The sequence below is a fragment of the Leadbetterella byssophila DSM 17132 genome (assembly GCF_000166395.1).
In the GTDB taxonomy this organism is placed as follows: domain Bacteria; phylum Bacteroidota; class Bacteroidia; order Cytophagales; family Spirosomataceae; genus Leadbetterella; species Leadbetterella byssophila.
The window spans coordinates 2,563,616-2,587,412 of sequence record NC_014655.1 but is presented as its reverse complement, the minus strand read 5'-3'; the positions used below and the strand labels follow the sequence as shown (position 1 = coordinate 2,587,412).

Annotated in this window: 18 protein-coding genes; 13 read left to right on the top strand and 5 right to left on the bottom strand. The window is 42.5% G+C overall.

All coding sequences use genetic code 11. The features are described from left to right. From LBYS_RS11710 to LBYS_RS11695, 4 genes are read left to right on the top strand one after another with little or no spacing between them, the layout of a single operon-like run. Entirely contained in the window at positions 1-576 is a 576-nt protein-coding gene (locus tag LBYS_RS11710; RefSeq protein ID WP_013409069.1) for a DUF4450 domain-containing protein, read from the top strand. Further along, entirely contained in the window at positions 573-2,006 is a 1,434-nt protein-coding gene (locus tag LBYS_RS11705) for a rhamnogalacturonidase (protein WP_013409068.1), read from the top strand. Before LBYS_RS11710 ends, LBYS_RS11705 begins: the two co-directional genes overlap by 4 nt. Beyond that, complete coding sequence (locus LBYS_RS11700; protein WP_013409067.1) at positions 2,003-4,537, top strand: glycosyl hydrolase; 2,535 nt, start codon at positions 2,003-2,005, stop codon at positions 4,535-4,537. Before LBYS_RS11705 ends, LBYS_RS11700 begins: the two co-directional genes overlap by 4 nt. Beyond that, a complete protein-coding gene (locus LBYS_RS11695; protein WP_013409066.1) occupies positions 4,534-5,445 on the top strand; it encodes a glycoside hydrolase family 43 protein in 912 nt (303 codons plus the stop codon). Before LBYS_RS11700 ends, LBYS_RS11695 begins: the two co-directional genes overlap by 4 nt. Here LBYS_RS11695 and LBYS_RS11690 read toward each other — a convergent pair. Together LBYS_RS11690 and LBYS_RS11685 are read right to left on the bottom strand one after the other, a co-directional pair. Beyond that, positions 5,434-6,567: a DUF418 domain-containing protein gene (locus tag LBYS_RS11690; protein ID WP_013409065.1), complete on the bottom strand. Its 1,134-nt coding sequence runs from the start codon at positions 6,565-6,567 to the stop codon at positions 5,434-5,436. The genes LBYS_RS11695 and LBYS_RS11690 overlap by 12 nt on opposite strands. A gap of 68 nt (positions 6,568-6,635) precedes the next feature. Then, positions 6,636-6,968, bottom strand: coding sequence for a zinc ribbon domain-containing protein YjdM (locus LBYS_RS11685; RefSeq protein ID WP_013409064.1), 333 nt, complete (start codon positions 6,966-6,968; stop codon positions 6,636-6,638). 62 nt (positions 6,969-7,030) lie between these two features. Between LBYS_RS11685 and LBYS_RS11680 the strand changes: the two genes are divergently transcribed. From LBYS_RS11680 to LBYS_RS11645, 8 genes are all read left to right on the top strand, one after another. After that, positions 7,031-8,047: a GntR family transcriptional regulator gene (locus LBYS_RS11680; protein ID WP_013409063.1), complete on the top strand. Its 1,017-nt coding sequence runs from the start codon at positions 7,031-7,033 to the stop codon at positions 8,045-8,047. Beyond that, positions 8,044-8,844 carry a LysR family transcriptional regulator gene (locus LBYS_RS11675; protein ID WP_013409062.1) on the top strand — a complete coding sequence of 267 codons (801 nt, stop codon included), beginning with the start codon at positions 8,044-8,046 and terminating at the stop codon, positions 8,842-8,844. The genes LBYS_RS11680 and LBYS_RS11675 overlap by 4 nt, the downstream gene beginning before the upstream one ends. A 6-nt stretch (positions 8,845-8,850) precedes the next feature. Further along, positions 8,851-11,199: a family 78 glycoside hydrolase catalytic domain gene (locus LBYS_RS11670; RefSeq protein ID WP_013409061.1), complete on the top strand. Its 2,349-nt coding sequence runs from the start codon at positions 8,851-8,853 to the stop codon at positions 11,197-11,199. Positions 11,200-11,306: 107 nt separating this feature from the next. Next, complete coding sequence (rhaT, locus tag LBYS_RS11665) at positions 11,307-12,359, top strand: L-rhamnose/proton symporter RhaT (RefSeq protein WP_013409060.1); 1,053 nt, start codon at positions 11,307-11,309, stop codon at positions 12,357-12,359. Between the two features lie 18 nt (positions 12,360-12,377). Then, positions 12,378-14,474 (top strand): bifunctional rhamnulose-1-phosphate aldolase/short-chain dehydrogenase, encoded by a 2,097-nt coding sequence (locus LBYS_RS11660; protein WP_013409059.1) that lies wholly within the window; start codon positions 12,378-12,380, stop codon positions 14,472-14,474. Positions 14,475-14,489: 15 nt separating this feature from the next. Beyond that, positions 14,490-15,761, top strand: coding sequence for a sugar isomerase (locus LBYS_RS11655; protein ID WP_013409058.1), 1,272 nt, complete (start codon positions 14,490-14,492; stop codon positions 15,759-15,761). After that, positions 15,758-17,068 (top strand): FGGY-family carbohydrate kinase, encoded by a 1,311-nt coding sequence (locus LBYS_RS11650; protein WP_013409057.1) that lies wholly within the window; start codon positions 15,758-15,760, stop codon positions 17,066-17,068. Before LBYS_RS11655 ends, LBYS_RS11650 begins: the two co-directional genes overlap by 4 nt. Before the next feature lie 36 nt (positions 17,069-17,104). Beyond that, positions 17,105-18,247, top strand: a complete 1,143-nt coding sequence (locus LBYS_RS11645; protein WP_013409056.1) for an alpha-hydroxy acid oxidase — start codon at positions 17,105-17,107, stop codon at positions 18,245-18,247. 1,329 nt (positions 18,248-19,576) lie between these two features. Here the strand turns inward: LBYS_RS11645 and LBYS_RS11640 are convergent. The 3 genes from LBYS_RS11640 to LBYS_RS11630 form a co-directional block, all read right to left on the bottom strand. Then, positions 19,577-20,209 (bottom strand): response regulator, encoded by a 633-nt coding sequence (locus LBYS_RS11640; protein WP_013409055.1) that lies wholly within the window; start codon positions 20,207-20,209, stop codon positions 19,577-19,579. Continuing rightward, on the bottom strand, positions 20,206-22,059 hold the full coding sequence (locus tag LBYS_RS11635) for a tetratricopeptide repeat-containing sensor histidine kinase (protein WP_013409054.1): 1,854 nt from the start codon (positions 22,057-22,059) through the stop codon (positions 20,206-20,208). Before LBYS_RS11635 ends, LBYS_RS11640 begins: the two co-directional genes overlap by 4 nt. Before the next feature lie 154 nt (positions 22,060-22,213). Beyond that, positions 22,214-22,672: a lipocalin family protein gene (locus tag LBYS_RS11630; RefSeq protein WP_013409053.1), complete on the bottom strand. Its 459-nt coding sequence runs from the start codon at positions 22,670-22,672 to the stop codon at positions 22,214-22,216. 314 nt (positions 22,673-22,986) lie between these two features. On the opposite strand from LBYS_RS11630, the gene LBYS_RS11625 reads away from it, so the two are divergent. Beyond that, complete coding sequence (locus LBYS_RS11625; protein ID WP_013409052.1) at positions 22,987-23,703, top strand: carboxypeptidase-like regulatory domain-containing protein; 717 nt, start codon at positions 22,987-22,989, stop codon at positions 23,701-23,703. Positions 23,704-23,797: the final 94 nt, after the last annotated feature.

Below are 23,797 nucleotides of genomic sequence, written 5' to 3'. Positions count from 1 at the left end.
ATGAGAGGACTTTTTATACTCTTATTGTTCCCCTTTGTACTCTGTGCTCAAGATCGATATGTCTTTCAATATCCGGAAATGGCGGGCAGTTTGAGACTGGGAATTGAAAAGGACAGCAAATCTTTTTGGATAAATCCTGATCGTCCGCCTAAGTATTTGAACATAGCTACAAAACCTTTGAAGAAGACTAAAGGTATACTGATTAGCATTCGTGTGGACGAAGAAACTGAACTATACTGGGCATTCGGTGGAGGTAATCTGAATGCCACAGAAGTGAAGCCGGAAAATGCTAAGGATAATATTTACAGCATGGAGCGAAGTTCAGTGGCCATGTATTATGGGGAAAGCATGAACCTCAGAATTCTTCATGCCATCTTCCCTCTGGAGGCTAGTCTTCGATTAGCTGATGCCTTACAGCAAGACACACCGCTCCAACTATGGAATTCAGGGAAGAAAACCGCATATCCTCTCTTAGCAGGAAAATGTACCTTGAAGAAGGGTGAGACGTACTATATCTGTGTGTACCGACAAACCCCGGAAGCGGATTATTTATACTATCATTTGGAAGATCTATGAAGTGGCTATTGATCTTAAGTGTTTATGTCCAAAGTTTTAATGTAAAGGATTTTGGTGCCAAAGGTGACGGCCTTCATCTGGATTCTCCGGCTATTCAATCAGCCATTGATGCCGCTATAGAAGGGGGAACCGTCTATTTTCCAGCAGGTACTTATTTGTCGTACTCCCTACGTTTGAAAAGTAATATTCAATTGGACTTTGCCCCCGGAGCTATCCTTTTGGCGGCCTATCCGGAAAAAGATAAAGGGTACGATGCAGCAGAACCTAATCCTCATAATGCCTACCAAGACTTTGGTCATAGTCATTGGAAGAACAGTTTGATCTGGGGCATAGGACTGGAAAATGTAAGTATCACAGGTTTTGGAAAGATTGACGGTCGAGGTTTGACTAGGGAAGAGAGCAGGATTCCAGGAGTAGGCAACAAGGCTATAGCATTAAAGCTATGTAGAAATGTTACCATTCGGGATATAAGTATCGTGAACGGTGGTCATTTTGCTTTACTAGCCACAGGTGTGGATCATTTGGTCATCCAAAATGTGAAGGTAGATACGAATAGAGACGGATTTGATATTGATGCCTGTAGAAATGTTCGTATCTCTGACTGCACCGTAAATAGCCCTTGGGATGATGCTATTGTACTGAAAAGTAGTTTTGCATTAGGGTATTATAGAGATACGGAAAATGTGACGATAACTAACTGTATGGTAAGTGGTTTTGATAGAGGTAGTGTTATGGATGGGACCTTTACTAAAGATGAACCCCAAGCGCCGGACCAAGGACATGTGACCGGAAGGATTAAATTAGGTACGGAATCAAGTGGAGGATTCAAGAACATTACCATCAGCAATTGCGTCTTTGAACGATGCCGGGGAATAGCATTAGAAACGGTAGACGGAGGAGAACTACAGGATATTTTGATCCAAAATATCAGCATGAGAGATATAGTAAATGCCCCTATCTTCTTGAGATTAGGCGCTAGAATGCGGAGCCCTAAGGGAAAGGAAGTGGGTAAGATGTCAAGGATTACCCTCAGTAATATCAATGTTTACAATGCTGATTCCAGATATTCTTGTATCATCAGTGGAATTCCTGGACATGCCATAGAAGATCTTCATTTAGATAATATCCGTATTCATTTCAAAGGTGGATATGAAGCCTTTGATCAAAACCCTCCGGAACAGGAAAAGGTCTATCCTGAACCTTGGATGTTCGGAACCATACCTGCTTCTGGCTTTTTTATCCGGCATGCAAAAGATGTACGTTTATCTAACATAGATTTAAGTTACGAAAAGGAAGATACGCGTCCTGCCTTGTGGGTGGATGATGTGAAAGGTCTATTTATATCCGGTTTCACTACCTCAGGTTCAAAGAAAATACAAAGCAAAGGCTTAGAGAACTTAAAGCTTTACTATAGCAACCTTCAGCCATGAGACTACTTATTTTTCTGTCTTTGTTGCTCAGCTCTTGTACCTCTGTGCTACCTACTCTTCCTTCGGAGGTTCAACCTCGGGTAAGATGGTGGTGGATGGGTTCTGATGTAGATTCCACCGGTCTGGAATACCATTTGAAAGAGTTTAAAAGAGTGGGATTAGGGGGAGTGGAAATCACACCCATTTATGGTGTGCAGGGAAGAGATGGTATTTCCTACCTTTCTGAACGTTGGAAAGGAATGTATGATTACACCCATGAATGGGCAGAGAGATTAGGGATACAGGTAGATATGAACGCCGGTACAGGTTGGCCCTATGGAGGCCCGGAAGTAACCCTGAAAGATGCCGCTTGTAAGGTTATGTTCCAAAGGTTTGTAGTTAAAAAGGGGGAAGATTTTGTTGAAAAGTTTGATGCCCAAGGGGATAAAGACGCGGTATTGGAATGTGTTATGGGCTATTTTTCAGATGGCAAGGTGGAAGATTTGACGGAAAAGGTAGGGCAAAGGGGGATTTTCTCTATTCTTCCGGAGAAGGATGGAGAACTGGTAGCCTTATATAGAGTTCCTACTTACCAACTAGTCAAAAGAGCTGCACCGGGAGGAGAAGGATATGTTTTGAATCCATTTGAAAAGGAAAGCGTGCTACGGTATCTAAGCAAGTTTGAGCATCTGGATAAGCAGCCTTATTATTACTTCAATGACTCCTATGAGGTGTATGGGGCGGATTGGACACCGGGATTGAGGAGAGCATTTTTGGAGAAAAAGGGTTATAAGCTCGAAGATCATTTAAGAGAGTTTATTTCAGGCGACCGCAACATTATCACAGATTACCGTGAGGTGATGGGCGAATTATTGTTGGAAAACTTCACCCAAACCTGGACGGAATGGGCACATAAAAGAGGTGCCAAAACAAGGAATCAAGCACACGGCTCACCGGCAAACCTTATTGATCAATATGCAGCGGTGGACGTGCCGGAAGCGGAGACTTTTGGAATAACAGATTTTGAACTGCCTTATTTAAGAAGAGATAGTGTTCGGAAGAAGAATGATGGTGATCCTACCGTCCTGAAATTTGCGAGTTCAGCTGCTCATCTAACCGGTAAAAAGATTACCTCAGCAGAAACCTTTACCTGGTTAACTGAGCATTTCAGAACCTCCTTAAGTCAATGTAAACCGGAGATAGATCAATTATTCTGTACAGGAATAAATCAAGTGTATTTTCATGGAAGTACCTATTCTCCCCCTTCTGAAGAATGGCCGGGTTGGAAGTTCTACGCCTCTGTTGATATGTCTCCCACGAATAATCTATGGGAGCATATGCCTGCTTTTTTTAGATACGTTTCCAGGGTGCAGGGTGCATTACAAGCTTCAGATCCGGATAATGATTTTCTTCTCTACTTTCCCATTCATGCCATATGGGCACAAGATACTAGTAGATTTTTAAGCACTTTTCCTATCCACGGTATGCGGGAAAGATTACCGGTATTTGGTGCATGGGCAGAATACATTTCAAGTTCAGGTTATGACTTAGATTACATCAGTGATTATTACCTGAGTTTAAGTGTAGGTAAAGATGGACGTATCCAAGTTCCCGGAGGGGCCAGGTATCAGGCCGTATTTGTCCCGGATTCCAACTTCTTGCCTATACAAACCTTGGAGCACTTGAATAGAATTAAGGATGAAGGTGGAAAGGTCATCTATTTGTCGGGTAAACCTAGCGCGCAAGTATTAGAGGAGTTTTCGGCATTAAAAGAGGCCTTCAAGAGCGATTGGGGAGGACAAATGATCCGGAAAAGGCAGGACAAAGGACATTTGTATTTTATGAGTATGCTTCGCAAAGAAGGAAAGGAGGGGTGGTTACCGCTGTCCGTACAGGCCAAATCAGCCCTTATCTATGATCCTTTAACCGGTAAAATGGGGAAAGCAAAATTGCGCAAAAACCAGGGTAAAACCGAAGTGTATATGCAGTTTGAACCCGGACAATCCTACCTCCTATATACATATGAAAAAGAGGAGATAAAAGGCGCTCTTTGGGAGTATTGGAAGCCCCAGGGATATGTAAAAAACATTGAAGATGGGTGGGAATTAGCATTCTCAGAGAGTAGTCCGCAGGTACCTGGTACATTTCAGCATCTGGGATCCTGGACAGACTTGCCTGTTGAGCATGCGAAAAAGAACATGGGAGCGGGTCTTTACCGGGTGAAAATGGATATGGAAAAAATGGGTAGGTATAGATTGGAGCTAGGTGAGGTTAGAGAGAGTGCCCGGGTGAAAGTGAATGGTCAAGAAGTAGGTATAGTATTCTCCGCCCCTTACCACATAGAGGTGCAGTTAAACAAGGGAATAAATGAATTGGAAGTGGAAGTTCGGAATCTTCCTGCCAATAGAATTCGGGATTTAGATCAGAATCAAGTACCTTGGCGGAAGTTCAAAGAAATCAATTTTGTGGATCTGAATTACAGAAAATCCACCTATGCACATTGGCCTATAGAAAAATCCGGATTAATAGGTCCGGTACGACTAGTAAGATGAGAAAACTATTGAATATTCTTTTATTGCTGCCATTGATGACTTTCGGGCAGAAGGCATATTTGTTTACGTATTTTAAGGGAAATGGGGATGGTTTACATCTTGCCTATAGTAGAGACGGAAAGAAATGGGAAGAGCTGGGCCATGACAAGATCTTCTTAAAACCTCAAATAGGTAAAGATAAACTTTTGAGAGATCCCAGTATTGTCAGGGACAAGGAGGGTACTTTTCACATGGTTTGGACTACGGGTTGGTGGGACCAGGGAATAGGCTATGCCTCTTCAAAAGATTTGATGGAATGGTCAGAACAAAAGAACATTCCGGTAATGGAAGGCTTTGAAGGCACTAAGAACACTTGGGCACCTGAGTTATTCTATGACGGAGACACATTCTATATATTTTGGGCTTCAACGGTTCCAGGCGCCTTTCCGGAAGTGCCTACTTCAGAAAGTGAGAAAGGCTTGAATCACCGTATGTATTATGTTAGTACCAAAGATTTTAAAACATTCAGTCCTACTCAGGTGTTTTTTGATCCCGGATTTTCAGTGATAGATGCCGCTATTCTTAAGGCAAAAGGAAAGTTTTACATGTTCATCAAGAACGAGAATTCAAATCCTCCCGAGAAGAATATTCGGATAGTAGTACATTCTAAGCCTTATGACTTTCCTGTAAAGGTTTCTGAACCTATCACCGGAAAGTATTGGGCGGAAGGCCCGGCTCCTTTGAAAGTAGGAAAGTATTATTATGTTTATTTCGACAAGTACAGAGATAAGAAATACGGCGCAGTGAGATCAAAAGACTTGAAGAAGTGGGAAGACGTCTCAGAGGAAGTCTCGTTTCCTCAGGGCATGCGTCACGGTACGGCATTTGAAGTAGACTCTAAGGTATTGGATGCCTTGTTAGGCAAATGATCTGCCGTAGGTGAGTCTGCGCCAAAGCCATTCCATGGGACCGTACTTGAAATACTTGAACCAAAGGTGACTCCAAAGAATTTGAACAAGGAAAATCAATAACCCAAGTATAACTAGATAGGTTAAAGGTACTCCCGCCCAGGAATGCGTTTGGGTGAAGATGATCTTGCAGATCAAAGACTGGGTCAGGTAATTCGTCAAGGCCATACGCCCCACAGGTATAAACACCTTCGTAAGAGGTGAGGGATGCAGCAAATAAAATCCTGATGCATACGCCAGGCTCAAAACAGGAACTCCAATGACATAGAGTATAGATTCTAGTATGCCTAAGGGATGCAAAGAATAGTAATACTCGGTTTCCATCAGCATGGCCATTCCAAAGTTCAGGAGCAATCCTAAGGGCAAGCAGATCCGGAATAACCTTTTCAGAACCTCTCTGTTGCCCGGTTTAAACAATCCCTTCTGCGCCACATATACGCCCATGAGGAACATGGCTAATACCTTAAAGAACCTCCCCGTAAAGAGGAGATGAGGGATTCTATCTTCCGTCAATCCTGCCCAGTGATCTAAGATCAGTTGATGTAAACTACCGTACCTCTGTGTTTCTATAACATTCTGGATTAGCTCTTTCGGTGGTGGAGGAGGTAGTTCCAGAGTAAAGTTGAAAATGGCATATTCTACCACAGGGAATGCCAAGAAGAAAATGGCCCATTTGAGATGATCTTTCTTAAAGAAAAGAAGGAATACGCCAGTAAAAGCATAGACCATAAGAATATCACCTACAAAGAGAAACAGCGCATGCAGAATACCAAACAGAAAGAGAATACTTAATCGCTTGAGGAAAAAGGAAGAAATGTCCTGACCTTTTCTTTCTAGCTGTAAAGCAAAGCCTATACCGAACAGGAGGGAAAAGAGAGAATAAAACTTGCCATCCACTAAAAAATGTAAGCACCATTCTAAAGGTTGGTCGAAAGGTACCTTAGGAATGGTGCTTAAAGGAGTATAAAAAAAATATCCTCCGTGGCTATACATATTGGCGACTAAAACCCCTAGTAAGGCAAAGCCCCGTAAAGCATCTAAGAAAGGAATGCGATCCTTGGCTTCAGTGGGTCTAGTTTGCATGGCATTTTTCTCACAAAGGCTTAAATATTAAGGAAATATAAGAAAAATTCCTGAATTAAACAAGGAAATTATGCTTTTCTTACGAACTCTGATTTCAGAGCCATGGCTCCGAATCCCTCTACCTTGCAGTCGATATTATGATCTCCCTCCGTCAAACGGATGTTCTTTACTTTGGTGCCGGCCTTTATGGGCTTTGGAGCGCCCTTCACCGGAAGGTCCTTTATGATAACCACGGAGTCTCCATCCTGAAGTAGGTTTCCATTGCTATCCAGAACCTTTAAGGTTCCGTCATCTTCATCTGCCGGATTCCACTCGTGAAAACACTCCGGACAAATCAACAAATCATCAGAAGGATAAACGTATTCTGACTTACAATTAGGGCATGGTGGGAATTCTGACATACATAAATGATTTGGTACAAAAATACGAAAAAATAGGGCTCAATGCCTATATTTAGGACATTATGTCAAGGTTTTTAGTAACAGTTGATGAACTCTCGGCTACACCTAAGTACCGACAATTAATGGATGCTGTCATTCAGGCTGTAAAAAGTGGAGTTTTGCAGCAAGGAGACTCCATGCCCTCTATTAATGAATTGAGTTTCCAGACTGACATATCCCGCCTAACCGTAGAGAAGAGCTACAAGGAACTTCGTAAGCTAGGTATTCTGGAGGCTTTTCAGGGCAAAGGCTATTTTGTAAAGTCAACAGAAATCAAGCAGGAATACCGTGTCCTTCTGCTCTTCAATAAACTCAGCGCGCATAAGAAAATAGTGTATGATGCTTTTGTAAGGGAATTAGGCGACAAAGCCTCCGTAGATTTTTATATCTACAACAATGATGCCCGCATGTTCTGCCGACTGCTAGAAGAGAAAAGCAAGAATAATTACACCCATTACGTAGTGATTCCCCATTTCATAGAAGGAGAAAAGTTAGCCGTTAAAGCTTTGGAAAAGATTCCTACTTCCTCCCTCATTCTGGTAGATAAGATACTTCCCGAGCTCAAAGGCTCGTATGGGGCAGTTTATGAGAACTTTAGTAGAGACCTGTACCAAGCATTAGTTCAATTATTAGATGCTTTGCAAAAATACAAGGTACTTAAACTGGTATTCCCGGAGAATTCTTATTACCCAAAGGAAATCCTGGAAGGTTTCTTGTCGTTTTGCGAAAGCTTTGTCTTTGAACATAAGATAGTACACGAAGTTAAAGGTGAAGAGGTACAAGCAGGTGACGTGTTCATTAATCTTATGGAGGATGATCTGTTTGAACTTTTGGAACAAATGCAAGACTTGAAAGTGGGAAAGGATATAGGCATTATCTCCTACAATGAGACCAAAGCTAAGAAGTATATAATGAACGGTCTAACTACCATCTCCACAGATTTTGAAGCCATGGGGATAAAAGCTGCGGAACTGGTACTTAAACATTCTAAACAGCAGTGGCAAAATCCCTTTCACGTAACCCTTAGAGATTCCTTATGAGAACCCTGACTTATTTCATTGCCCTGGCAGAAGAACTAAACTATGCAAAAGCTGCACTAAGGTTAGGTGTTACTCAACCGGCCGTGACTAGGCAGATACAGGCTTTGGAAGAAGAACTTCAAGTAAAACTCATAGATGAGACTCAGAAAAAAGCGCATAAACGAGTAGTCCTCACAGAAGAAGGAGTGTATTTTTACCATGAGGCACTGAAGCTTGTAGAACAGCAAAAAGAGAGTTTGGAGGGCTTAGCCCGACTAAGAGATAAGAAGAAGACCCTGCAGATAGGCTTTATGGCCTATACCCCAGGGGAGGAATTGAAAAGACTTCTAAAGGTTTTTGCTACGGCCTTAGAGGAATATGATTTCAAGTGGAAGCTCTTTCATGAGGCAAGTTCCTTGATTGACGCCCTTAAGAGAGATGAAATTCACCTTGCCGTACACTGCACTTGGGCTAAAGTGCCTGACGGATGGGTAGAAGCCACCATCCAAAAAGGAAACCTTAGAGTGCTGTTTCCTCCGTCAGATCCCAGATTTTGTAGTTGTGAAGTGAGTACGCTAAGAGGGGAGAAAGGTATAGTAGTGGGTGGACTAGGCATAAAGGAGCTGCAAACGGTTCATGAAGTAGGGAATTTTGACCAACTGGAGGCGCTAGTACAGGCAGGCGCAGGAATAGGCATTATACCTTCATTTTTTTCCAGGCAAAGAGGGGCTGTATGGATGCCTGAAGTGCCATGTAGATGGGCGATATGGATGAGTAGGGCAGGGCACGTCTTTGAACGCATAAACTTCAACCTATGAAAACATATGAAAATTATTTCTCTCATCCTGCTCACTTGTGCCCTGGCTTGGGGACAGGTGGATTATAAAAAGCAGGCCTGGACCGCTCATTGGATCAGTGTTCCCGGTTATTCTTCTACAGAATACGGCATCTACCAATTTCGAAAGGAAGTAGCTCTAAGCGTTGTTCCTAAATCCTATGTGGTGTATGTCTCCGCTGATAACCGATATGAATTATATGTCAATGGTGAATGGATAGGTTTCGGACCTGCCAGAGGAGATATCTCCCATTGGAACTATGAAGAGTATGACCTTTCTCCTTATCTAAAACCTGGGAAAAACTGGATCGCTGCTAAGGTCTGGAACGAAGGAGAGTACCGCCCGGAGGCCCAATTCTCCGTAAGAACCGGATTTCTTCTACAAGGAGTGACAGACCCTTCCATCTCTACGGGTACTTCCTGGCTAGGGAGAAGGGACGAAAGCTTTGCTCCTCTCCCTCTAAAAGTTCCCTTCTATTATGTAGCCGGACCTGGAGAAGTGAGGGACTTGAATAAGTATACTCCTGATTGGGAAACGGGAAAAGGCGAAGGGTGGAAACCTGCCCAAAATATTGTTAGGGCTTTGCCTAACACCATTGTGGGACCCTATGGAACTACCAATATTTGGATGTTACAGGCCTCTATTCTCCCGCCTTTGGAACGAAAAATAGAACGGCTGGGAAAAGTGGTTAAAGCGGAAGGCGTAAGCCTCAATAATTTCCCAAAGGTAAAAGAGCCCATTCATCTACCGGCAAGGAAGAAAGTTAGCCTACTTTTAGACCAAGGTTACCTTACTAATGCCTATCCCATTCTACAATTCAGCGGGGGGAAAGGTGCTAAAATCAGCCTGTCTTATGCAGAAGCCTTGTACGATGACCGTATGAAAAAGGGAAATAGAAATGAGGTAGAGGGGAAGAAATTCATAGGCAGAAAGGACAGTTTAATATCAGCTGGAAGGAGAGGAGAGGTCTTTAGAACGTATAGCTACCGAACCTACAGATACCTGCTGATGGAGGTGGAAACGCAGGAAGAAGCCTTAGAAATTGAGGATCTACAAAGTCTCTTTGTGGGTTTCCCTTTCCAAATGAAGGCAAGAATGGATTCGGAGCTTGGGGAGATGCAGGACATGCTGGAGGTGGGATGGAGAACCGCCCGTCTTTGTGCAGTAGATACCTACATGGATTGTCCCTACTATGAGCAGTTGCAATACATAGGTGATGCCCGTATCCAGGCTTTGGTCAGTCTTTACAATAGTGGTGATGATAGACTTTTAAAGAATGCCTTGAATTTGATGGATCAATCCCGCCAACCGGAAGGGATCACCCTAAGCAGACATCCTTCCTATACACCTCAATACATACCCACTTTTTCACTTTGGTACATAGGTATGCTTTATGACTACCTCAGGTACGGCAGTGATATCGGATTTGTGAAGCAAAAGTTGAGTGGAGTTCATCAGGTTTTACAGTATTTCCAAAGGTATGAAAACGAGGAAGGTTCTCTCAGAGATTTACCCCAATGGAGGTTTACGGATTGGGTGAGTGCCAAAGACTGGAAAAGCGGGGAAGGACCTTTTGGGGCAGACGGAGGCTCAGCCATACTGGATTTTCAGTTGCTCTGGGCTTACCAAGTAGCTGCAAACTTGGAAAAGGACTTGGGTGTAAATGTATACCGAGAGATGTATTTGAAGAAAGCAGAAAAGTTGAAACAGATGCTGAAAAAGCGGTATTGGGTGGCAGAAAGAGGCCTGTTTGCGGATCGTTCAGAAAAGGATTTGTATTCTCAACATGCCAATACTCTGGCCATTCTGACCGAAACGGTAACTCCGGAGGAGGCAAAGACTATAGCCCGGAAACTCTTAGAAGAAAAAGATCTGGCACCCGCTTCCATCTACTTTAAATACTATCTCCATTTGGCTTTAGTAAAGGCCGGTAGAGGAGAAGAGTATTTGTCCTTCTTAGATGATTGGAGAGAAAACCTACGCCTGGGATTGACTACCTGGGCAGAGATGTCTGATGTTTCAGGTTCCCGTTCGGACTGCCACGCCTGGGGCTCTAGCCCAAACATTGAGTTCTACCGGATACTTTTAGGTATAGATAGTGATTCACCCGGCTTTGCGAAAGTGAAAATCCAACCTCATTTAGGTGATTTGAAGCAGCTTTCCGGTGAAATTCCGCATCCCAACGGCAAAATCAGCGCCTCTTATACCTTAGTGGATAGCCAATGGAAAGTCCAAATTGCTCTTCCGAATGGAGTGGACGGGACTTTTGAATGGAAAGGACAAAAAAAGGCCTTGAAACCCGGACTTAATGACTTTATGATAAAAAATAGTAATTAATATCATTAAAAAAAGTTATTAAAATTCATTCAGATAGCAGTAGAGTATAGGACGGTTAATACAGTCCCTGGGACGATATTTGCTATTCATAAACTTCAACCTTAACTATGCAAACCATTTTAGGAATCCTATTTCATACCCTGGGGGGTATTTCTTCCGGCAGTTTTTACATGCCGTTCAAACGAGTAAAACAGTGGTCGTGGGAGAGTTATTGGATAGTGGGGGGATTATTCTCTTGGTTAATAGTACCACCCTTAGCAGCATGGCTCACGGTAGATGATTTTGGAAGTATCATTGCAGGTACAGACTCTTCCATCAAGTTTTTGATTTATGGGCTAGGTGTACTTTGGGGCATAGGAGGATTAACGTATGGTTTAGGAGTCAGATACCTGGGCATGTCTTTAGGTAATTCTGTCATCTTAGGTGTGAGCTCCGCTTTAGGATCACTGGGACCTGCCATTTACTATAATTTTTCACCGGTAGAAGGTAAGGCTTCCCTCTCAGATATGCTTCAACATACAGGTGGGCAACTCGTACTTTTAGGAATTCTGGTCTGCTTGATTGGGATTTACGTTTCAGGAAAGGCAGGCATGTTAAAAGAGAATGAATTGAGTACAGAAGCGAAGCAAGAAAGCACTTCAGAATTCAATTTTGGCTTAGGAATAGTGATAGCGGTGATTTCCGGTTTACTTTCCGCCTTCTTCAATTTTGGCATAGAGGCAGGTAAGCCTATGGCTGATGTGGCGGTTCAACAGGGAAATAATCCTTTGTTCCAGAATAACGTCACCTATGTGGTTCTACTCTGGGGAGGATTGACCACTAATCTGCTATGGTGCCTATACCTGAACTTCAAGAACGGTTCATATAAGGATTATACGAATGGGCAGACGCCTATTGTGAGAAACATACTTTTCTCCGCCTTAGCCGGAACCATGTGGTATATACAGTTCTTCTTCTATGGCATGGGAGAAAGTAAGTTAGGGAATGGAGCCAGCTCCTGGATCCTGCACATGGCTACCATCATTCTGACGGCAAATTTTTGGGGCTTGTACCTGAAAGAATGGAGTGCAGTGAGTAAGGGTACCTTCCGGACCTTTGTCTTGGGCATTACTTTGATTTTATTATCCATATTCCTCGTGGGAATTGGAAATTCTATATAATTAAACCTACTAGATACAATGGAATTTAAGCACGTGAGTTATTTGTGGGACGAGGAGAAGGCCTCCAAAATAGACAATGAAGTGGATCTTTTTCTGTATAGATCCAATCTTCTTGGTGCAGACTTGAGATTGACGAATTATGGGGGAGGAAATACCTCAGTGAAGATTACAGATGTGGATCCATTGACGGGAGAAGCAGTGCCGGTCATGTGGATCAAAGGTTCTGGAGGGGACATTGGTACTTTGACCCGGGGCGGATGTGCGGCCCTCTATTTAGACAGATTAAGGGCTCTGGAGAGAGTATATAGAGGAGTGGATTTTGAGGACGAAATGGTAGCTTTGTTCAATCATTGCATCTTTGATCTGAACTCTAAAGCCCCGTCTATAGATACCCCATTACATGGATTTTTGCCTTATAAACATATAGATCACCTACATCCAGATGCCGCCATAGCCATAGCTGCTGCAAAAGATGGAAAAGCTATTACGGAGGATTTGTTTCAGGGAGAGATAGGTTGGGTAGACTGGAAAAGACCCGGATTTGAGCTAGGCTTATCCCTGAGAGCCTGTGTACAGGAAGCGGAACAAAGGGGTGTCACACTAAAAGGTATCATGCTGGGATCACACGGTTTATTTACCTGGGGTGAAACATCTTATGAAAGTTATGTCAATACCCTAGAGGTGATTGAGAAATGCGCAGAGTATATTGAAAGCAAGGTCACAGTGCCTTTTGGTGGTGCCATACTAGCTTCTCTTGGAGAAGAAGGTAGGAGAGATAGAGCGGCAGAAATAGCCCCGGTATTAAGAGGATTTTGTTCATCAGAACGCTCCATGGTGGGGCATTTTACAGATGATGAAAGGGTACTGGAATTCATCAATTCTGCAGACCTTGCCCGACTGGCTCCTATGGGAACTTCCTGTCCGGACCATTTCTTGCGGACAAAGATCAGCCCTTTGGTATTGCCTTTAGCCCCTACTGAGGATTTAAGTGAGGTGAAGGAAAAGTTGACACCCGTCTTCGAAGAATATAGAGAGGGATACAAGGCCTATTATGAAACTTGTAAGCATCCTGATTCTCCCGCCATGCGTGATCCAAACCCCGTAGTGATCTTGTATCCCGGTATAGGAATGTTCACCTTTGCGAAGGACAAAACCACCGCTCGACTAGCATCAGAATATTACGTCAATGCCATCAATGTGATGAGGGGTGCAGAAGCTATTTCATCTTATACGTCTTTACCCCGTCAAGAGGCCTTTGATATAGAATATTGGTTATTAGAGGAAGCAAAACTACAACGCATGCCTAAGCCTAAGGCACTGGCGGGTAGAGTAGCTCTGGTGACCGGATCCGGGGGAGGAATTGGTAAGGCTATAGCCAAAAAGTTTGCTCAAGAAGGTGCCTGCGTGGTATTGAGCGATATTGACGGACAAAGGTTAGAAAGTACCCGACAAGAATTCGTTAGCACATTTGGGAAAGATGCGGTAGCGGCTACCTTTCTGAATGTAACAGATGAGGATAGTGCGGCAGTTGCCTTTAAAGCCGCTGCGGTGGCTTTTGGTGGAGTAGATATAGTGGTGAACAATGCAGGAATCAGCATCTCGAAATCCATTGAAGAACATAGCTTAGAAGAATGGGACAGACTTTATGATATCCTAGTGAAAGGACAATTTATAGTATCCAAAGCCGGAATCGCTTTAATGAAGAAGCAAGGCATTGGGGGCGATATTCTAAATATAGTATCCAAAAATGCGGTGGTGGCCGGTCCAAATAATCCGGGTTACGGATCTGCGAAGGCGGCACAAGCGCATCTCTCCCGCTTGATGGCCGCAGAGTTAGGTGCGGCAAAAATCCGTGTCAACACAGTAAACCCGGACGCAGTGATAGCAGATTCCAATATATGGGCCGGAGGCTGGGCAGAAGGCAGAGCCAAAGCCTATGGAATTAGCGTGGAGGAGTTGCCTGCTTACTATGCAAAACGTACCTTGCTAAACGAAGTCATACTTCCGGAAGACATAGCGAACGCTTGCTTTGCCTTTGTTTCCGGATTGTTAAACAAGAGCACCGGAAATGCACTGAATGTAGATGGAGGTGTAGCCATGGCATTTTACAGATAATTTGACCTTAAAGACATGAGATTAGATAAAAAACATATAGATAATCATAATACGGATCAATCAGCCCTGCACAATAAAAGGTTGCGCTTTGCTAAAGATGAAATAGCAGATGCAGATCAGATCATTGAGAAGTTGAAGGCTTTCCAGGTAGCTATTCCTTCCTGGGCTTTAGGTACGGGAGGTACTCGTTTCGGGAGATTTCCCGGAGGTGGGGAGCCGGGAACCATAGAGCAGAAGTTGGAAGACGTAGGCTTATTGCACGCGCTGAACCAATCTTCCGGAGCAGTTTCCCTGCATATTCCCTGGGATATTCCTCAAGATCATCAAGCCCTGAAGAACTTAGCGGCCGAACTAGGCCTAAGCTTTGATGCTGTTAATTCCAATACCTTCCAGGACCAAAAGGATCAGGAGTATTCCTATAAGTTCGGATCCCTGCAGAACGTGGATAAGCAAGTAAGAGATCAGGCTATAGCACATAATTTAGAGGTCATCCGCCACGGAGAGGCCTTAGGGTCCAAGTCCATTACCGTTTGGCTTTCAGACGGCTCTTGCTTTCCAGGGCAAATCAACTTCCGCAGAGCCTATGAGAATACCCTGGAAAGTCTGCGTGAGATTTATGCTGGTTTGCCAGCCGACTGGAAATTGTTCTTAGAGTACAAAGCCTTTGAACCTAATTTCTACAGTACCACTGTGGGCGACTGGGGGCAATCATACTCCTATGTCAATAAATTGGGCGAGAAAGCCTACACCTTAGTGGATCTGGGACATCATTTGCCGAATGCTAACATAGAGCAAATCGTTTCCTTACTATTGATGGAGGGAAAACTGGGCGGATTCCACTTTAACGACTCCAAATATGGAGATGACGACCTAACCACAGGTTCAATCAAGCCATACCAGCTTTTTCTCATCTTCAATGAACTGGTGGAAGGAATGGATGCTCGCGGTATGAATCATGCCAATGATCTGGGATGGATGATAGACGCCTCACATAATGTGAAGGATCCTTTAGAAGATCTTTTACAATCTGTAGAAGCATTGATGATAGCGTATGCGCAGGCTTTATCTGTAGATAAGCAAGCGCTAAAGCAGGCTCAAATGGAATCTGATGTAGTGCGTGCCCAAGAGATCTTGCAACATGCTTTCCGCACAGATGTAAGGGCGCTTGTGGCTGAAGCTCGACTTCAAACCGGAGGGGCTTTACAGCCTTTAGGTCTATTCAGAGATTTGCAAGTGCGTAAGCAACTTGTAGCAGAAAGAGGATTTCAGCAGTCGACCGGTCTATGAGTTTCATTCTGATTTACGATATAGGAAAAACGAATAAGAAGGCTTTTGTCTTTGATCAGGAATATAGGATCAAATGGCAAAAGAGCACCCATTTCGAAGAGGCTTTGGATGAGGATGGAGATCCCTGTGAGGATTTGCATGCTTTGGAGCAATGGGTGAAAAGTACCTACGAAGATGCTAGGACTCTTTATCCTTTGAAGGCGGTCAACTTCTGTACCTATGGTGCTTCTTTGGTATTCTTAGATGGAAATCATAAGGTCTTAACTCCTTTATATAACTACCTGAAATCCTATCCTCAGGATTTGCAGGAGCGTTTTTATGCTCAATATGGAAATGAAGTGGCGGCTTCTACTGCTTCACCTGTTTTGGGTAGCCTAAACAGCGGACTATTGGCTTATCGATTGAAATATGAAAAGCCTAAAGTGTTCGCCTTTGTGCGAAAGATCTTGCACCTTCCTAACTATATGAGTTTTCTATTTACACAGAAAGCTTGTACAGATATTACCAGCGTGGGTTGCCATACCAAACTCTGGGATTTTAAGAAGGGAGATTATCATAAGTGGGTAGAGGAAGAGGGTATTCGTCATTTATTACCTGCATTACATCCCGCCTCAGAAGTAAAAAAAGGTGTGGATGGACTGGCTATAGGCATAGGTTTACATGATTCCTCTTCGGCCTTACTTCCCTACTTAAGGACGTTTAAGGACCCATTTGTATTGATATCTACAGGTACTTGGAATATCACCTTTAATCCTTTTACTACCTCCATTTTGACGGAGGAGGAATTAGAAAACGACTGTCTATGCTATTTAAGAATTGACCAAAAGCCCATCAAGGCTGCGAGGTTGTTAGCCGGAATCTTTCACGATGAGGAGGTGGATAAGATCAGTATGCTTTATGAGGTGAGTAGGGAGGAGGTTTTAGCTACGGGTTTTGATCCGGATTGGGAAGGAGAAGAACTGGATTTGAATGATTTTGTGGTTCGAAATCCTATTCAAGGGAAGGGCAGAAACTGGTTAGAATTCATGAGCTATAAGGAGGCTTATCACCAACTGATTTCTGATCTCGTGGCCCTTCAAGTGAAGAGTAGCAGTTGGGTGATAGAAGATATTCCTAAGATCTTTGTAGATGGGGGCTTCGGGAAGAATCACCTGTTTATGCAGATGCTAAGAAAAGCTTTACCAGATAGGGAAGTATGGACGGTGGAGGTTCCTCAGGCTTCTGCTATTGGGGCTGCTATGGTGATCCATGAACATTGGAATGAGGGAGGAATTCCTGCTAAATTAATTACATTAACAGAAGGATAAATGTACCTTTGCTGAGCTTAATATTTGACTGGTAGCATGTATAATGTAAAATATCCCGGCATAGATGACTTGATTCGCAAAGCGAAGAAGAGGATGCCGAAGTTTGCGTTTGAATATCTAGATGGGGGGTGTAACGAAGACGTTAACCTCTTTAAAAATACTGCCGATATCCGGGAGATTGAATTGATACCTTATTATTTGAGGGAATACAAGGTTCCTGAGATGAAGACGGAATTATTTGGTCATACCTATGATGCCCCTTTTGGGATTTCTCCTGTGGGGCTCCAGGGGCTGATGTGGCCGAATTCCCCGCAGATCCTGGCAAAGGCGGCAGTGGAGCATAATATCCCCTTTATACTAAGCACGGTTAGTACGGCGAGTATTGAAGATATTGGTCAGATTACAGACGGGAAGTTTTGGTTCCAACTATATCATCCGGCAAAGGACGAACTTCGTGACGATATGTTCTTGCGACTGGAAGATGCAGGATGTAAGACCTTAGTGGTTTTGAGTGATGTGCCTAGTTTTGGGTATAGACCCAGGGACATAAGGAATGGATTAGCCATGCCTCCACAGATGACTTTGAAGAACATTTTGGAGATCTGTACACATCCGGTGTGGGCATTGAGTACCCTGTACTATGGTACTCCGAACTTTGCCACCATGAAGAAGTACATGCCCAAAGGCTTAGACATGAAGCAGTTGGGACAATACATGAATAAAACCTTTTCCGGAAGAATTACTCCTGAAAGATTACAAACGATACGTGATCGTTGGAAAGGCAACTTGGTGATGAAAGGGGTAGCATCTACGGAAGATGTGGAGAAAGCTATTAAGTATGGGATAGATGGTGTGATCGTATCTAATCACGGTGGTAGGCAGTTGGACGCCGGCCAATCTGCCATCAAATCCTTAGAGCCTATAGTTGAGGAGTTTAAAGGAAAGATCAAGATCATGATGGACAGTGGAGTCAGAACAGGTCCGGACATCGCCAGAACTTTAGCAAGTGGTGCTGAATTTGCCTTTCTAGGTAGGACGTTTATGTACAGCGTGGCGGCTTTAGGCGCCGAGGGTGGAGATCATGCTATCACCATTCTGAAGATGCAGTTGCAGCAGGTATTGGATCAGGTTTGCTGCGCCAAGCCGGAAGCCCTAAATGAGCATTTATTTAAGAAGTGAAATTTGTGGAAGGTTATATAAAAGCCTTTGGCTTTTTGGACTAAAAATTTAGGGTCATTTAGTATTTAAATAGTTAAAATTACCGTCCTAAATAATACTTATTGATCTGAAAATGTTAGTTCCTAATAATTTTTGCTTAGGGCAATACTTACGAAAAGTAACTATAAAATCATGAATATTCTTTCTCTACTTTTTTTGACGCAAAGGGTCCGACCGTTCGGAAAGTAGCAAAAAAACATGAGTATTCTTTCTCTACTTTTTTGGCGCAAAAAAGTAGCAAAAAAACATGAATTTTATGATGTCCTCTTTCGCTTCGCTCAAACGGACCATAAAATTCGGTCAAAGGAACATTAGTATTTATTCTTCGGAAAGTATTAATTATTAGTTAATCGAGAGGCGTCTATTAGGATAAAACTGGACCTTAATTAAAAGGAGCGCCTCTTAAGCTAAAAGACATGAATATTCTTTCTTTATTTTTTTGACGCAAAGGGTCCGTCCTTACGGAAAGTAGCAAACAAACATGAATATTGTTCTTGTTACTTTTTTGGCGCAAAAAAGTAACCAAAAAACATGAATTTTATGATGTCCTCTTTCGCTTCGCTCAAACGGACCATAAAATTCGGTCAAAGGAACATTAGTATTTATTCTTACGAAACTATTAATTATTAGTTAATCGAGAGGCGTCTATTAGGATAAAACTGGACTTTATTTAAAGGAGCGCCTCTTAAGCTAAAAGACATGAATATTCTTTCTTTATTTTTTTGACGCAAAGGGTCCGTCCTTACGGAAAGTAGCAAAAAAACAGGAATATTCTTCTTGTTACTTTTTTGGAGCAAGGGTCCGTCCTTACGGAAAGTAACCAAAAAACATGAGTATTCTTTCTCTACTTTTTTGGCGCAAAAAAGTAGCAAAAAAACATGAATTTTAGAATGGCCTCTCTCACTACGTTCGAACGGCCTCTAAAATTCGGTCAAAGGAACATTAGTATTTATTCTTCGGAAAGTATTAATTATTAGTTAATCGAGAGGCGTCTATTAGGATAAAACTGGACTTTATTTAAAGGAGCGCCTCTTAAACTAAAAGACATGAATATTCTTTCTTTATTTTTTTGACGCAAAGGGTCCGTCCTTACGGAAAGTAACCAAAAAACATGAGTATTCTTTCTCTACTTTTTTGGCGCAAAAAAGTAGCAAAAAAACATGAATTTTAGAATGGCCTCTCTCACTACGTTCGAACGGCCTCTAAAATTCGGTCAAAGGAACATTAGTATTTTTTGTTTCGAGATTATTAATTGGTAATTATTAAGTTAAAATAAGCCATAGGCTTTTTTTAACTAATCAGTCCCCTCAAAAGCGCTTCCTTAACTAATCCTGCGGTATTTTTGATGTCCAGTTTTTGGTTGAGGCTATTTCTGTGAGCTTCGACCGTTCTAATGCTGAGGAAGAGTTTGTCGGCTATTTCTTGATTAGAATATTCATTGGCTATTAAGGCCAGGATTTCTGTTTCTCTCTTCGTTAGTTTTACTTCTATGGAGTTTTTTCTACCGCTGAGTGTTTGTTGGAGAATGGCATTTTGTACTTGTGGATCCAGGAATTGTTGGCCCTCAAACACTGTAGAGATAGCTTGAAGTAGGTTTCCCTTATCTGTACCTTTCAGCAAGTATCCTAATGCACCTGCTCTAAGCATTTTCCTTACCCACATGGTTTCATCGTGATTGGTTAAGGCGATGATCTTTAAGGTGGGATAAGATTTTAGCAATTTCCCGCATAGTTCCACCCCATTCGTGTCCGGTAATTCTATGTCTAAGAGTAAGACATCAATAGGGATTTCTTGGAGCTTATTGTACGTATCCTCTCCTGAACTGGCTTGGAAGACTACAGTGCAGAGGTTTTGGTGGCTTAGCATATGCGACAAGCCATGGAGGATCAAATCATGGTCGTCTACAATTCCTACTTTAATCATGCTGGGATATTATCTTTTTCAAAACTGCATTCAATATAAACCGAAGTGCTATTTCCGGGAGCAGAAACCACTTCGTAAGTTCCATCCAACAAATGAATTCTGGACGCTAAGCTCTTCAGTCCGATACCGGGCTTTTTCAGTTGGTCCGGATCAAAACCTACACCGTTATCTTCAATGGAGACCGTCATTCTTGTACCATCAGAGGCTATTTGTACTAAAGCTTCGGAAGCTTGCGCGTGTTTAACAATATTAGTAACGGCTTCCTGAATGCTTCTGTATAGCAGTAATTCGTCCCCTTTATTCATTTTGGGAAGTTCACCTACCTGAATATATTCAATATTCAGTAAAGGGTGGGAAACTCTTTGGCAAAACTCTCGGACAGCATAGCTTAAACCTTCTGAACCTACTACTTCTGCAGCCATATTATGTGAAATGTTTCTGACTTCTTGAAGGGCATGGTCTACCAGTGAATAAATAGGAGTACTAGGTTGAAGATGGAGTTTAGCAGCAGACAAAATGCTGGCCACACCGTCATGAAGCTCTCTGGCTGTACGGGAACGTTCTTCTTCTTCGCCGGCTAATTGCGCTTCAAGCAAATTAGAACGGTGTAGGGTCTCCATGGTTTTCCGCTTTTGTCTGTTTATTTTTTGGCTAAAGATCAATAACCCAATGAGTACCGCTACTAAGCTGGAAGCATAGATGATCCATTTATTTCTCCGGTCAATCTCCAATTGTTGCTGAGCAAGTTTCAGCTCTTTTTCGGCCGTTTGGTATTGAATTTCCAGATCGTGGAGGTTTTTTTGGGTGTTTTCATTGAGAAGAGAGTCGTTCAGGAGCTCATATTGCTTTCTGAGGTTTAATGCGTCTTTATAGTCTCCAAGGGCTTCTTTGATCTCTGAACCTGATAAGAGTAGTGCAGAATATTCCGCCCGGGGTAAGTACTCGTTTCCCGGATTTAGGGCTTTGGAAAAATATTGGTTGGCTTCATGGTATTGACCTAAGTACTTGTAGGCATTTGCTATTCCCTGATATACGTAAGCTTGATAGTCCGGAGGACTGTTAGGGAGAAGAGGAAGTGCTCTTAAAAGCGTTTCAAGGCCGGTCTTGTAATCTTTCTTACGGAGATAAATATCTCCCAGATTACAATACGCAGACATGATCAAGTCATTACTTTGGTATTTTTCTCCGATAAGGACAGCTTCTTTTGCATGTTTTTCTGCTTGATCTAACTGCTCGTCCAGGATCTCTGCCACCATCAGATTTATCAAGCTCCTGCCTATTTTGAAGGTATCTTTCAGACTTACGGCGAGTTCATGGCCCTTACCTGCATAGCGAACGGCCTTTTTATAGTCTTTTAGATCAATAAAGAGGGAACCTAAATTGGTGTAGTACTTTTGCTGATTGACCTGATCCTTTGACCTATGAGAAATATCCAAGGCTTTCATGAGGCTTTTTGCAGCTTCCTGCATATTGCCCATGGCTTGATATTGGAGGGCCATATTGTTGTAAGCATTGGCCGTTCGGGTTAGGTCTTTAGATCTTTGGCCCACTACCAATTGCCTTTCCGCAACCTTCAGTGCATCTTGATACCTTGCCTGACGGTACAAAAAGCCGGTATAATGTCCGGTAAACTCCAGATAGCCTTTGTCGAAACCTATTTTTTCTGCCAAATCACCGGCCATTTGGTAATAATACTCAGCAGAGTCAATGGCATTTTTTGCATTCTTTTGATCGCCCAATTCTATATACCAGTACACTTTACTACTGTCTTGAAGGGAGGTTTGGGCCTTCAATGGGGGTATGGTCAATAGTACGAATAGGGTTAGGGATCCTTTTAGGGTCCAATTCATATAGTGATGTAATGCTTTTTCGATTATAACTAACGTAAAATTAGGAGTTTACCGCATATTCTGACGGGTAAAAACCTAAAATTCTTATTAGGTGGGTGTAAGGAAGAGTTGTGTGGGATCCAGTTTTATAATCAAAAAGTATTTTTACAAGGTTCTACTTCACTTTTAGAACCGTTTTTATGGTGTGTTGACCTTTAGCACTTTTATGTGTTTCTACCGCTACAATCCGGTTGGCGCTAATTTCTGTAAGGGTAGCAACCACAGGTTTTCTGCTATCAAAATAGTGCAGGGTAAACTTTTTAGATGAGGCATCATAAGTCCATTCTCCTGTTTCTTCTTCGGTTTCTTCGTCGTCTTCACATTTAACTTTTCCTCTATGAGTTAGAATGGTTCCGTCAGCGCGGAAGAGCAGCGCATCATCCTTTTCACAAGCAGGAGTTATCTTTAAGATATCTGTGTCCGGTTTTCCATCAAGATCCAAATCAAGGGCCGGCTGGATGGTAGATGATTCTATGATCCAGTATTTATTTCCAAAGGGAGAGGAGTACTGGGATGCTTGCAATGAGGTACATATTGCAAGTGCAATGGTCAGTTTAAGAAATAGCTTGAACATATAGTAATAGTTTTTCTGTCAGCTTCTATTCTAAGAGAGAGGAGTTCGGAGGGGGGGACCTCATAGAAGGAAGGATTCTCTCCAGAATAGAAGATCTGACATGCAAATCTATGGCAGGTTCACCACCTAAACTTGAGTGGAAATACGTATTTTGTATTTTAGGTAGAAGTACGTATAAGTAGTAATACCTAATTTGTTTTTTGAGTAGAGATACGCTTACGGGGGTATTGGTTGATTTCTAATTTTGTGTCAAATTCGTCCATAAGCATGCGCTCTGTGGAAGGAGTTTAAAGCTATTACTTAAAGAAATGAAAATGTCAGTGTTTGCACTAGGCCTATTGCTTCTTTTGTCTTGTTCCAAAGATGGCGAAGTTCAGCCTGGAGAAGTCAATTATCAACAAGGGTATGCCAGTGGTGTGGCTAAGGATGCGTCAGGAAAACCTTTGAAAGGAGTTAAGATCATTGTGGATCATACCATCTTTTACAATTCAAATATTTCCACTTTTACCAGTGAAAAAGGGACTTACAAAGTTAAAGTCCCAACCGGCTCTTGGTTTGCCTTTGCCCAACATACGGTAAATTATAATGGGAAGTCGTACTCCTTCTATCTTCACCCCGATAATCCTGCCGGATTCGGAGGAGAAGGGGCCGTTAGAAACTTTGAATGGAAACTCACTGGAAAGCGACCGGAGCCTTTATCTGGGGAGTACGGAGGGCTGGTTACCTTTGACAGTTATCCGGGAGTTTATATAGACGACAAGCAGATCGAATTCACCTTTACTCCATTAACACCCCTGATTGATGGAAGTACAGGTACTACACTTCAATTAAAGTCTCCTGACGGATACCATTTAAAAGATATCCCTATGGGACGGTATGAAGTTACGGCCCGATATCAAGGTAAATCAGTCAAACTAAGAAAGTGGAATACAGATGACACTTTTCAAGAGAAATTTATTCTCGACTTTGAGCCCGAAATCTATGCACAGTGTGATAATTGCGCTATGCTGGAATACAACTATGAAAACTAATTTAACCCGCAACTTCCTATAAGAGATTCACGCATTTCTCATGAATCGTTAGTGTGCAAGTTTTACTCCCTAAAATACCACTATAAAAATAAGG